This is a genomic window from Streptomyces albidochromogenes, assembly GCF_005981925.1.
GTDB classification, from domain to species: Bacteria; Actinomycetota; Actinomycetes; order Streptomycetales; family Streptomycetaceae; genus Streptomyces; species Streptomyces albidochromogenes.
In genome coordinates, this window is sequence record NZ_VBVX01000203.1 from 1 (window position 1) to 12,439 (window position 12,439).

10 protein-coding genes, 2 pseudogenes and 1 riboswitch are annotated in these 12,439 nt (G+C 70.9%); of the genes and pseudogenes, 4 read left to right on the forward strand and 8 right to left on the reverse strand.

Annotation, left to right across the window (positions count from 1 at the left end; translation table 11 throughout):
• Positions 1 to 173: 173 nt before the first annotated feature.
• The gene (locus tag E2E34_RS23335; protein WP_138903879.1) at positions 174 to 2,120 is read left to right on the forward strand and encodes a glycosyltransferase family 2 protein; all 1,947 of its coding nucleotides are present in this window, start codon (positions 174 to 176) and stop codon (positions 2,118 to 2,120) included.
• Entirely contained in the window at positions 2,117 to 4,051 is a 1,935-nt protein-coding gene (gene glxA, locus E2E34_RS23340) for a radical copper oxidase GlxA (protein WP_138903880.1), read from the forward strand. The genes E2E34_RS23335 and glxA overlap by 4 nt, the downstream gene beginning before the upstream one ends.
• A gap of 70 nt (positions 4,052 to 4,121) precedes the next feature.
• On the opposite strand, the gene E2E34_RS23345 is transcribed toward glxA, so the two are convergent.
• Entirely contained in the window at positions 4,122 to 5,153 is a 1,032-nt protein-coding gene (locus E2E34_RS23345; protein ID WP_138903886.1) for a glycoside hydrolase family 6 protein, read from the reverse strand.
• Between the two features lie 136 nt (positions 5,154 to 5,289).
• Positions 5,290 to 5,455: riboswitch (cobalamin riboswitch) on the forward strand.
• 34 nt (positions 5,456 to 5,489) lie between these two features.
• Here E2E34_RS23345 and E2E34_RS23350 point away from each other — a divergent pair.
• Complete coding sequence (locus E2E34_RS23350) at positions 5,490 to 5,708, forward strand: CbtB domain-containing protein (protein WP_138903881.1); 219 nt, start codon at positions 5,490 to 5,492, stop codon at positions 5,706 to 5,708.
• A gap of 17 nt (positions 5,709 to 5,725) precedes the next feature.
• The gene (locus tag E2E34_RS23355) at positions 5,726 to 6,487 is read left to right on the forward strand and encodes a CbtA family protein (protein WP_138903882.1); all 762 of its coding nucleotides are present in this window, start codon (positions 5,726 to 5,728) and stop codon (positions 6,485 to 6,487) included.
• 44 nt (positions 6,488 to 6,531) lie between these two features.
• Here E2E34_RS23355 and E2E34_RS23360 read toward each other — a convergent pair whose 3' ends face one another.
• The 7 genes and pseudogenes from E2E34_RS23360 to E2E34_RS35605 all read right to left on the reverse strand — a co-directional run.
• Positions 6,532 to 7,194 (reverse strand): class F sortase, encoded by a 663-nt coding sequence (locus E2E34_RS23360; RefSeq protein WP_138903883.1) that lies wholly within the window; start codon positions 7,192 to 7,194, stop codon positions 6,532 to 6,534.
• Between the two features lies 1 nt (position 7,195).
• Positions 7,196 to 7,759 carry a hypothetical protein gene (locus E2E34_RS23365; protein WP_138903884.1) on the reverse strand — a complete coding sequence of 188 codons (564 nt, stop codon included), beginning with the start codon at positions 7,757 to 7,759 and terminating at the stop codon, positions 7,196 to 7,198.
• A gap of 117 nt (positions 7,760 to 7,876) precedes the next feature.
• Positions 7,877 to 8,656 carry an HAD-IIA family hydrolase gene (locus tag E2E34_RS23370; RefSeq protein ID WP_138903885.1) on the reverse strand — a complete coding sequence of 260 codons (780 nt, stop codon included), beginning with the start codon at positions 8,654 to 8,656 and terminating at the stop codon, positions 7,877 to 7,879.
• Positions 8,657 to 8,730: 74 nt separating this feature from the next.
• A pseudogene (locus tag E2E34_RS23375) lies at positions 8,731 to 9,810 on the reverse strand (alkaline phosphatase family protein); the annotation flags it as partial.
• Positions 9,807 to 10,235, reverse strand: a pseudogene (locus E2E34_RS37040) (GntR family transcriptional regulator); the annotation flags it as partial. The pseudogenes E2E34_RS37040 and E2E34_RS23375, both read right to left, overlap by 4 nt.
• Before the next feature lie 50 nt (positions 10,236 to 10,285).
• Positions 10,286 to 11,506: a low temperature requirement protein A gene (locus E2E34_RS23385; RefSeq protein WP_244316010.1), complete on the reverse strand. Its 1,221-nt coding sequence runs from the start codon at positions 11,504 to 11,506 to the stop codon at positions 10,286 to 10,288.
• A gap of 6 nt (positions 11,507 to 11,512) precedes the next feature.
• Positions 11,513 to 12,439 (reverse strand): hypothetical protein (locus E2E34_RS35605; RefSeq protein WP_208765312.1); only part of this gene is annotated, 927 nt, incomplete at its 5' end.

Genomic DNA, 12,439 nt, shown 5'->3' on the forward strand with positions numbered 1-12,439 from the left:
CCCCGTTTCTGAACAGATCCCGGGGCGGGCATCATGCAACCGGAAGGTTGTCGTCCCATGTCTGAAGGGATGACAGCAGGCCACTTGTGCGTCCGGAATGGTCGAGGGGGACCGGCACCGGGCGAAGAGACCGACGAACACACGCAGCCAGCATGCGTGCGGGGGGATGACTCATGACGTCGACGCCGACCGGCGCCCGGCACAACAACGACCCTTCCCGGACGGCCCAGCTCCGGGTACCCCCGCAGCTGCGGACCGGCGGGTCGCGCATACGGGCGAAGAAGCCGCTGCCCAGGTACGACTACGAGCACTACAGCCGGCTCGCCGGTCCGCTGACCCAGCCCGACCCGGCCAAGCCGTACACCGTGCAGTACCGCTCACTGCTCTCGCAGGAGCCGCACCGCGTCCGCGCCGCCCTGCTGCTGTGCGCCGCGCCGCTGCTGTCGCTGGGTCTGTTCGTCTGGCTGATGCAGCCCGAGCACTGGACCGAGCGCGACCCCAACCTCAAGAACGACACGCTGCTGATCCTCGACATCGTCATGCTGGTCTCGATCGGTCTGATCGAGCTCTTCCGCACGATGAACGTCCTGTCGAACGCGCACGCGACCCTGGTCGCCCGCGACCCCGTCCCCGTGGTGCCCGAGACCGGCACCCGCGTCGCCTTCCTCACCTCCTTCGTGCCCGGCAAGGAACCGCTGGAGATGGTGACGAAGACGCTGGAAGCGGCGGTGAGGATCCGCCACCGCGGCCTGATGCACGTGTGGCTCCTCGACGAGGGCAACGACCCGGCGGTCAAGGAGGTGTGCGAGCGCCTCGGCGTGCACCACTTCTCCCGCAAGGGTGTCGCGAAGTGGAACCAGGCCAAGGGCCCGCACCGCGCCAAGACCAAGCACGGCAACTACAACGCCTGGCTCGACGCGCACGGCGACGACTACGACTTCTTCGCCTCCGTCGACACCGACCACGTGCCGCTGCCGAACTACCTGGAGCGGATGCTCGGCTACTTCCGCGACCCGGACATCGGCTTCGTCATCGGCCCGCAGGTGTACGGCAACTACGACACCTTCGTCACCAAGGCCGCCGAGTCGCAGCAGTTCCTCTTCCACGCCCTGATCCAGCGCGCGGGCAACCGCTACGGCGCGCCGATGTTCGTCGGCACGTCCAACGCCGTCCGCATCAGGGCGCTCAAGCAGATTGGTGGCCTGTACGACTCGATCACCGAGGACATGGCGACGGGCTTCGAGATCCACCGCGCCACGAACCCGGTCACCGGCAGGAAGTGGCGCTCGGTCTACACCCCCGACGTGCTGGCCGTGGGCGAGGGCCCGACCGCCTGGACGGACTTCTTCACGCAGCAGCTCCGCTGGTCGCGCGGCACGTACGAGACGATCCTCAAGCAGTACTGGAGGGGCTACGGCTCGCTGCCCGTGGGCAAGCTCTTCAACTACACCATGATGATCATCTTCTACCCGATGTCCGCCATGAACTGGATCCTCGCGGCGCTCAGCTGCGCGCTGTTCCTGGGCATGGGCGCCTCGGGTGTGCAGATCGACCCGGCGATCTGGATGATGCTGTACGGCAACGCCTCCGCGCTCCAGATCGGCCTCTACATCTGGAACCGCCGGCACAACGTCTCGCCGCACGAGCCCGAGGGCTCCGGCGGCCTGGCCGGCATGGTGATGTCCGCGCTCTCGGCGCCGATCTACGCGCGCTCGCTGATGGACGCCGTACTGCGCCGCAAGTCCGGCTTCGTGGTGACGCCCAAGGGCGACTCCTCCAGCCCCGACACGCTCTTCGGCACCTTCCGCATCCACCTGTTCTTCATCCTGGTCTTCGGCGGCTCGCTCGTCTCGTCCTTCTTCTTCGGCCACGACCACCCCGCGATGATCACCTGGGCCACGCTGGCCCTCCTGATCACGGCGGCGCCCATCTTCGCCTGGCGCTGGACCGTCCGCGACGAGAAGAAGAAGCGCAAGGGGCGCGGCAGGCACGGGGCGCCGCCGAACCAGTCCGAGCCGCCGGCCGGTCCCCCGCCCGAGGCTCACCCGCCGCAGCAGAAGCCCACCTGGGCCGCTTCCGACCAGACCATGCAGATCGCCCTTGGGGGACGTAAGAAATGAACTACCGTCCGAGCCGCCGCACCCGCCGCCTGGCGATAACGGGTGTGGTGGTGCTCGCTCTGGCGGGGATGAACGGGCCCGCGCTCTACCGCTTCGGCACGGAGCAGTACCACGATTACAAGATCAACCGGCCCGAGTACAAGGCGGAGAACGGCCACTGGGACTTCCTCGACGTCCCGTCGGAGTTCCGCATCAACACGATCCACGCCGCCCTGCTGCACACCGGCAAGGTGCTGCTGATCGCGGGTTCGGGCAACAACCAGAAGAACTTCGACGCCAAGAAGTTCGAGTCGGTGCTCTGGGACCCGAAGACCGACACGTACAAGAAGATCCCCACGCCCAAGGACATGTTCTGCGCCGGGCACACCCAGCTGCCCGACGGGAAGCTGCTGGTGGCGGGCGGCACCAAGCGGTACGAGAAGCTGGAGGGCGACGTCACCAAGGCCGGCGGCCTGATGATCGTGCACAACGAGGACCCGGACGCCCCGAAGACGCTGCCCGCGGGCACCATCTTCACGGGCAAGAAGAACGGCAAGACGTACGTCTCCAAGGACCCGGTCCTGGTGGAGAAGGCCAAGAAGATCTTCGACAAGCAGACCGGGCGCTTTTTGCGCACGGAGGCCGGGCTCGGCCGCATCTACGTCGAGGCCAAGGCGTCGGGCAAGAAGTACGAGTCCGGCACCGAGGACAACTACCGGGTCCACGGCCTGACGGGCACCGACGCCAAGAACGTGTACGGCATCGCGCAGAAGCTGGCCCTCGACAAGAAGGACTTCCAGGGCATCAAGGATGCCTACGAGTTCGACCCGGTCGCGGAGAAGTACATCACCGTCGACCCGATGAACGAGGCCCGCTGGTACCCGACGCTCACCACGCTGGAGGACGGCAAGGTCCTGTCGCTGTCCGGCCTGGACGAGATCGGCCAGATCGTCCCCGGCAAGGACGAGATCTACGACCCCGCCACGAAGAAGTGGGAGTACACCGGGGTCATCCGGAAGTTCCCGACGTACCCAGCGATCTTCCTGATGAACAACGGCAAGCTGTTCTACTCGGGCTCCAACGCCGGGTACGGGCCCGCCGACGAGGGCCGTGAGCCGGGCATCTGGGACCTGAAGACCAACAAGTTCAAGAAGATCCCCGGCCTCAGCGACCCGGACATGATGGAGACCTCCGCGACCGTGCGGCTGCCTCCCGCCCAGGACGAGAAGTACATGGTCATCGGCGGCGGCGGCGTCGGCGAGTCGGAGAAGTCCAGCGAGAAGTCGCGCCTCGTCGACCTCAAGGAGCCGAACCCGCGCTTCAAGGACGGCGACTCGCTCGACCAGGGCACCCGCTACCCCAGCGCGTCCCTGATGCCGGACGACACCGTCCTGATCACCGGCGGCTCCAACGACTACCGCGGGCGCGGCGGCTCGGACATCCTCCAGGCGCGGCTGTACGACGCCAAGACCGGCACGTACCGCCGGGTGGCCGACCCGGCCGTGGGCCGCAACTACCACTCGGGCTCGCTGCTGCTTCCCGACGGACGCGTCATGATCTTCGGATCCGACTCGCTGTACTCCGACAAGGCCAACACCCGGCCGGGCGTCTTCGAGCAGCGCATCGAGATCTACACGCCGCCGTACCTCTTCCGGGACGCGCGGCCGAAGCTCACGGGCGGCCCGAAGAAGATCGCGCGGGGCGGCACGGCGACGTTCGAGTCGGCGCACGCCGGGTCGCTCAAGGACGCGAAGCTGATGCGGCCCAGCGCCGTCACCCACGTCACCGACGTCGACCAGCGCACCGTCGCGCTGAAGATGAAGAAGACCAAGGACGGCATCTCGGTCACCGTGCCGAAGAACCGGGCGCTGGTGCCGTCCGGCTACTACATGCTGTTCGTGACGGACGATCAGGGCACGCCGTCCGAGGGGACCTGGATCGAGGTCCCGTAGGCCGGGACCCCTGCGGAACACGAAGGGAGGGCCGCCCGGTCGGGCGGCCCTCCCTTCGTGTTCCGCGCGGCTACTTCGCGTTGCGGGCCAGTTCGAGCGCGTACTCCTCGTACCACTCGCCGGCCTTCGGGCCGCCCTTGCAGTCGCCGTCCGACTCACCAGGACGCTTGATCCACAGGAAGGCGTCGACCAGTTCGTCACCGGTCTTGGTGGTCGGCTTCTCCCCGAGCGCGCGGCCCGGCGGATTGCACCAGCTCTCGGCGGGGTCGCCCCCGGTGTACGGACCGTTGCCGTTGCGGCTGGTGTCGATGACGAACGGCTTGTCGCCCACCTTCGCCGACAGCTTCTTGCCGAACTCCTTGCTGACCTCGGTGGTCTGGAAGTTGGAGACGTTCACCGAGAAGCCGTCCGCGTCCGCGATGCCCGCCCACTGGAGCGGCTCGAACAGGGCGTCCGGGGACTTCCAGCCCGCGTTGCCCGCGTCCAGGTACACCTTGACCTTCGGCTGCTGCTTGAGGCGCTTGATGGCGCCCTTGAGGAGGTCGTACCGCTCCTCGTGGAACTCGTCGGGCGTGCAGCCGTCGACCAGGTGCAGAACCGCGTCGGGCTCCAGGATCACGGTGGCCGGGCGGTCGCCGATGCCCTTGGCCACCTGGTCCGTCCAGGTCCGGTAGGCGTTGCCGTCGGCGGCGCCGCCCTTCGAGAACTGGCCGCAGTCGCGGTGCGGGATGTTGTAGAGGACGAGCAGGGCGTCGCGGTCGGCCTTCTCGGCCGCCTCGGTGTACCCCTTCGCCTGCGCCTCGGCGTTCTCCGGGCCGATCCACTCGGCGGTCGGCTGCTCGGCGATCTTCCTGATGAGCTCGGCCTTCTCGTCCTCGCCCTTCTTGGCGAGCGCCCCGGCCTGCTTGGCGGCGTTTCCTTCCGGATTGACCCAGTACGGGTCGCTGCCCTTCGGCTGCTGCTTCATCGGCGGCAGGCCCGAATCGTCGCCCCCGTCACCCCCGGAGGAGGAACATCCCGCCAGGAGCAGCGCGGCCCCCACGGCCCCCACCGCGGCCACCCGGACACCCTTGCGCCTACGGCCGCTGTAACTGCCGTACATCCACTCCCCCTTGGCTGCGCTCAACGACGCGCTGAAGATTTGCTGAGGACCCCCCGGCCCCTCCCCGGACACATCCGGTCGAAACCATCCTGACACACCGGCCGGGGGCGGGGGGCGTGCGGGCACTGGCCTGTTGACAGTGCTCAGCCGGGCTGGGACTCTCCGTGGGACAACTCCACACATCGAGGCGACGGTGGACAGGAACCCGGTGCGAACCCGGGACGGTCCCGCCACTGTGACCGTACGAGAGCCGAGCGCTGCCCGTACGGAAGTCAGGAACTGACCCGTCGTCCTCCTGCTTTGGGGCGTGGAAACCCCAGAAGGAGGCACACCGGTATGTCACTGCACACCGCGCAGCACGCCGACACCGCGGCGGTCGAGTCCGCCACGACCACCACGCGCGACTGGCTGATCATGGCCGCCGCGGCGATCCTCGCCGTGGTCGCGCTGTACGCGGTCTTCATGGACAACGGCACCGTCGTCGCGGCGACGGGCGACTACCTGCACGAGTTCGCGCACGACGGCCGGCACCTCTTCGGTGCCCCCTGCCACTGATCGGGGCCGTACGCACCATGTCGACACCCGTACTCCCCCTGCTCGGGCGCGGACTCGCGGCGGGCGGGGCGGCCGGTCTTGCCGCCGGCCTCTTCTCGCTCCTGCTCGCCGAGCCCGTGATGGACCGTGCGATCCGCCTGGAAGAGGCGCGCTCCGCCGAGGAGCACGCCCACGGTGCGGCGGCCACGGCCGTCCAGCACCACGAGGAACTGTTCTCCCGTTCGACCCAGCACTTCGGCCTGGTCGTCACGGCGGTCGTCGCCGGGCTCGCGCTGGGCGTCCTGTTCGCCCTCGCGTACGCCCTGGTGCACCGCCGGACGGGCCTCGCCGAACGGCCGTGGCCGCGCGCCCTCACCTTCGGCGCGGCCGCGTTCGTCGCGGTCTCGCTGCTGCCGGGGCTGCGCTATCCGGCGAACCCGCCGGGCGTGGGCGACTCGGGCACCGTTGCCGACCGCCAGGCCCTGTGGCTGGCCGCCGTCGTCATCGGCGTCCTCGGCATGGTGCTGGCGTGGCAGGTGTACGTACGCCTCGCGGGCCGGCCGCTCCCGGTGCGGCAGGTCGCGGTGGCTCTCACCGGGGTCGCGACGCTCGCGGTGCTCTTCGCACTGCCGGGCAACCCGGACGAGGTCCCGGTGGCGGCGACGCTGCTGTGGGACTTCCGCGTCCTGTCGCTGGCCTCGCACGCGGTGCTGTGGGCGGTGTTCGCCGGGGTCTTCGGCGCGCTGGGCCTGCGCGCCGCCGGCCGCACCGCTCCGGCGGCGGCGCCGGTGGCGGCCTAGGGGCGACCGGCTCTTGGGAGCGGGCCGGCCCCGGCCCGCTCCCGTCAGCTCCTGCCCGTACCCGTCAGGTAGGCGGAGACCACGACGTTGGCCGTGTAGGTGCGGGCCTTCTTGTCGTACGTCCCCCCGCAGGTGATCAGGCGCAGCTCCGCCCGGTCGCTCTCGCGGGGGCCGTACACCTTCCGGGGGTCGAAGCGTTCGCGGGTGAAGACCTGGATGTCGTCGATCGTGAACTCCAGGCTCTCTCCGCCGGCCCGCGCGAGCCGGACCTTCTCGCCGGGGCGGGCCGCGCTCAGACCGTAGAAGACGGCCGGTTTGCTCTCGGTGTCGACATGACCGACGAGCAGGGCTACTCCCCGGGCGCCGGGCTTCGTTCCGTCCTCGTACCAGCCGACCTTCGACGGCTGGTGGTACGGCGGTGGGTCGACGGCGCCCGACGCGTCGAGTCCGCGGGGCACGACCGGGGCCGTGATGCCGATGGAGGGCACCGTGACGTGCCGCGGCGCCGCGCCCTCGACGGGTGCGTGCGCGGGAGGCAGCGGCGCTCCCAGCGGGCGGCCGACGGCGGCCACGTCTCCGGTGGTGGGCGCCGAACTGCCGTCCGTCATCTCCCGGCCCCACAGCCACAGGCCGAGCAGCAGCACGGCCCACGCGACGCCGGTCAGCAGCCGTCCGCCGCCACCGGCCGGGCGGTCCTCGGCGGACATGTCAGTCCGAGTCCGTACGACGGCGGCGTACGCTCCGGAAGGCAACGGCGACCGCCGCGACACCCGCCAGCACGAGGCCGATCACCGTGTGCGGAGTCCCGGGCCCGCCCTCCTCGGCCGCGGCGGTCTCGGCGGTGCCGCCGCCGCCCGCGTGGACGGGCGCGATCGGGGTGGCGTGGTGGGTCGGGTGGTGCGTGGGCTTGTGGTGGTGGACCACCGTGACGGTGCCGTTGGCCTGGCCGCCGTCCTTGCACCGCACCCAGATCTCGTAGTCGCCGGCCTCGGCGTCCGACCGGATGCGGGCCTCGGCGAAGAGGTCGCCGCGGTCGGCGGCGGGGCTGAAGTGGGCGGGCGCCGCGAAGGCGTCGGACGTGCCGGTGGCGTGTCTGCCCCGGCACACGTCGACGCGCAGGTCCACCTCTCCTCCCGGAGCGATGGTGGACGGGGTGACGAGGACCCGGCCCCCGCCGTCGTTCTCGGTGGTGGCGGCGTGTGCCGTGGCCGCGGGCGCCATGACCGCCGCGACGGCCGCACCGGCACACAGAGCGAGCTGTATTGAGCGCATAGTGAACCTCCTGGTAATAGGAGATTCACCGGTACGGGCCGTTTCCGCATCTCCAGGGGCCCGTCTTTGGGCCGTACGGGCCCCTGGAGCCCGCCGTGGGACGGACGGCGGGGCCGGTCAGACGCGGTCGACGAGGTCCGCGATCGAGTCGACGATCGTCGAGGGCCGGAACGGGTAGCGGTCGACGTCCGCCGGGCCGGTCAGGCCGGTGAGCACCAGGAACGTCTCCATGCCCGCTTCGAGCCCGGCGAGCACGTCGGTGTCCATCCGGTCGCCGATCATGGCGCTGGTCTCGGAGTGGGCGCCGATCGCGTTGAGCCCGGTCCGCATCATCAGCGGGTTGGGCTTGCCCGCGAAGTACGGGTCCTTGCCGGTGGCCTTGGTGATGAGCGCGGCGACGGCTCCGGTGGCGGGCAGCGGCCCCTCCCGGCTCGGGCCGGTCTCGTCCGGGTTGGTGCAGATGAAGCGGGCGCCGTCGTTGATGAGCCGGATGGCCTTGGTGAGGGCCTCGAAGCTGTACGTTCGCGTCTCCCCGAGCACCACGTAGTCCGGGTCGTGGTCGGTCAGGACGTACCCGATGTCGTGCAGCGCGGTGGTCAGTCCCGCCTCGCCGATGACGTACGCCGTGCCGCCGGGCCGCTGGTCGTCGAGGAACTGGGCGGTGGCGAGCGCCGAGGTCCAGATGTTCTCGACCGGCACGTCCAGGCCCATGCGGAACAGGCGGGCGTGCAGGTCGCGGGCGGTGTAGATCGAGTTGTTCGTCAGCACCAGGAAGGGCCGGCCCGACTCACGGAGCCGCTTGATGAAGGCATCGGCGCCGGGGATGGGCGTTCCCTCGTGGATGAGGACGCCGTCCATGTCGGTCAGCCACGATTCGATCGGCTTGCGCTCTGCCATGTGCCGGACTCCTGCCGTACGCAAAACAACGCTGGGGGCGCCCGGACCACACCGTCCGGGCGCCCCCAGCCTAATCAGGCTGCTGTGATCTTGACCCCGTCGATCACCCAGTACCAGTTGTTGCTGCCGGTGTAGTGGAAGCGGAAGCCGACGCTGGTGGCCCCGGAGGGGACGTTCAGGGTCAGCGACTGGGGCTGCGAGACGACGTCCGCCGTGTACGACCGGACGGCGACCGGTGTGCCGCCGTTCCAGGAGGCGAGGACGCGGGCGCTCTGGCTGCCCTCCTGGCGGTAGAAGGTGGTGAAGTCGAGCGTGACGGTGCTCTTGCCGCCGACGGCGTACGCCGGGGTGACGAGCGTGGAGTCGTACGTGCCGGAGAAGGTCTTGTCCGCCCACTCGTCGGAGTCGGCGACCGCGAAGACGCCGCGCGCGCGGACGTTGAGCTCGCGGGGCTGGTCGCGCTGGGTCCTGGACCAGAACTCGTCGGTGGCGAACGACCAGCCGCGCCACTCGGCCGTGCCGCCGGTGCCCATGGCGTTGTTGATGACCGACCAGCCGCTGGGCGCGGTGTGCGTGAAGCCGAGGAGCCCTGCCGGGATGCCGGTCTCGTCGACCCGCCCGGAGAGCACGGGGTACAGGGTGTCGAAGGGGTCGGCGGACCGCTCCTGGACCGGCTTGCCGTCCAGGCCCCAGGCGGGGTCGGGCGTGATCCCGAGCTGCTTGAAGACGGTGGCGGCCACGTCGACGAGGCGCGTGTCGACCGGCCGGGCGCCGGCCGCGATGCCGGGGCCCTGGGCGAGGACGAACGTACGGCGCTCCTCGACGGCGCTTCCGCCGTGTCCGCCGGCGTCGGTGTGGCCGTGGTCGGTGGTGACGACGACGGTCCAGCGCTCGGAGGCGTACGTCGGCCGGGCCCTGATCGCGGCGAGGAGGCGGCCGACGTAGGCGTCCTGGACGTCGATCGCTTCGAGGTACTTGGGGCTCGCGGCGCCCGAGTTGTGACCGACGATGTCGGTCTGGCCGAAGTAGACGAAGAGGACGTCCGGGTTCTGGTCGCGCAGGACCGACTCGGTGGTGGCGGCGATGGTCGCGTCGTGGCCGGTGTAGCCGTCGGCGTCACCGTCGAGCACGAGCTTCGCGTCGGCGCCGGGGGATCCCCCGCTTCCACCCCTACGTCGGCCGCGAGGGCCGCAGGGCAGGGGAAGCGGTCGAGCCCGATGAGGTGGCGCCCGGGCCGCCGGTTCTGGCGGCGTACGCCCTCCGTGTAGCTCGCCAGCGCCAGGGGCTGTTCGAGCTTCGGCCCGGCCACGACCGTGCCCCGCCCCTGCCGGCGAAGGCGGCCCTCCAGGAGCAGTTCGCGCAGCGCCTGCCGCACGGTTTCGCGCGAGACCTCGTACCGTACGGCGAGATCACGCTCGGTCGGCAGGAGTCCGCCCTCCCCCAACTCGCCGATCAGCGCGGCGATATGGGCTTTGACGGCGTAGTACTTGGGAACGCGGCCGTGCTCCGGGACGCCGGAGCGGATCGGCGCCCCCGGGTCCTGGTCCTGCGCGTACGGGTAGTCCTTCGGGTAGTCCACGCCCTGGATGGTCGCAGACGATGTTGAACGCCCGGCCAACCCTCCGCCGCTCAGCCCGTCGCCCGCCCGGCCGGCTCCCCCGCGCCGCCCCGCACGGAGAGGTACACCCCCACGGCCACCGTGCCCGCCGCGATCAGCCCGGTCAGCGGCACGGCCCAGTGCCCGGCGAAGCCGGCGGGCAGGACCAGCAGCGCGCCCACCAGCAGGACCAGGTTCTGGGCGGTGCCCCGCTTGAAGTGGCGGGCGTGCACCAGCCACACCGTGATCATGAAGAGCGCGGTGGGCACCGTGACGGCGAGGGAGGCCGCGAGCGTGGAGATGTGCGCGTGGTGGGTCGCCTGCTCGACCGCAACCTCGATGCCCGCGCCGATCGCCGCGGCGGAGCCGAAGATCAGGTAGTGGCCGTACCCCCAGAAGAACGCCTGCCGGTTCGAGTGGAGGTACTCGTGGATCGGTACGGCGAAGTAGATCCAGAACGCGGCGAAGACGATGACCAGGCCGCCCGCCGCGATCGGCAGCAGCTCGTCCAGCGCCGCCGACTCGTCGAGGGCCGACTGCACGGCCACGGTGGCGGCGGCGATGGTCTCGCCGAGGACGATGATGGTGAACAGGCCGTAGCGTTCCGCGATGTGGTGCGGATGCCAGCTGGTCTCGTGGCGGCTCTCGGCGAAGACCGGGACGGCGAGCTCGGCGGCGGCCAGCGGTACGAACCCCCACCCCCAGGCCGCGTCCGGCAGCAACAGCAGTACCACCCAGCCCAACTGCACCACCACCAGCCCGGCGGCGAAGCGCAGGGCGGCCACGCGCGCGGCTCCCGTCTCGTTGTGCGCGGCCCTCAGCCACTGGAGCGTGAGCGCCACCCGCATGATCAGGTAGCCCAGGACCGCGACCCCGTAGTCGGCGTGGTCGAAGGCGCGCGGGACCCCGGCGGCGAGGACGAGCACGCCCGAGATCTGCACCAGCGTGGCGATGCGGTACGGGACGTCGTCGCAGTCGTAGGCGGACGCGAACCAGGTGAAGTTGACCCACGCCCAGTAGATGGCGAAGAAGACGAAGAGGTATCCGGTGACCCCGTGCCCCGGGTCGCCCTCGGCCACCGCGTGCACCAGCCGTCCACCGGCCTGCGCCACGGCCACGACGAAGCACAGGTCGAAGAACAGCTCCAGCGGTGTCGCCGCCCGGTGCGCCTCGTCGCGGCGCCGGGCCGTCATCCGCACCAGCGGTACGACGGCCCGGCCGTGCCCGGCGCCGGTGGGGGTGCGGTCAGCCATCGGCGCTCATCGGGCGCGACGCCCCGTCCCGCGCGTCGGCGTCTTCCGGCGCGTCGGCGTCATCCAGCGCGTCGGCGTCATCCAGCGCATCGGCGTCACGTACCGGCGCCGGGACACGGCCACCAGCACCCCGCCGCCGAGGAGCAGCGCGCCGGCGGTGGCACCGAGCGCGAGGAGCGGACCGGGGGCGCGGCCCGTCATGGCGAGGGAGTAGGGGCGCTCGCGGACGCGCGGCGTACCGTCGTCGCCGATGCGGGGCCCGAGCGTGGCATCGGGTTCGGGATCGCGCCCCGGGTCGCGGGACCGGCCGGGGTCGGGTTCGGCCTCGCGGTCACGGTCGGGGTCGGGGTCGGGGTCGCCGTCCGGTTCGCGGCCCGTGATGGTGAAGCGGTAGTCCTTCGACGCGCCGACCCACTCGCCGTCGGCGGGCTGCCGCTGCACGACGGCGGCGTTGACGACGGCGCGGCCGGGAGCGGCGCCGGCGGCGAAGCCGAGCCGTACCTTGACGGTGACGGTGCGGTCGGCGCCCACGGTGAAGCCGGGGACACCGCCGTCGAAGACGCCGATGTGCTCGTCCTCGTCGGTGGTCTCGATCGGTACGTCGGTCCACCGCCCGGCGCTGTCCTCGAAGGCCAGCTCCACCTGGTCCGGTTCGAGCTGCCGCCGCCCGTCCATGAGGACGACGACGGGGTGGATGTTGCGGCAGCTCCGGTCCGTCGTGTTCGTCAGCTCCAGCGACCATCGCGCGGCCGCGCCGCCCGCGCGGTAGGAGTCGGGGCCGCCGCGCAGGCGGGTGGTGATCGGGAAGTCGGGGGAGGCGGGGTCGCCGCAGGTGGGTCGCAGGCGCGGAGCGGCGGCGCGGAGCGGTTCGGAGTACTCCGCGGGCCCGTCGTCGGCACGCACACCGGCCGGGTCCTCGTCGGCACGCACACC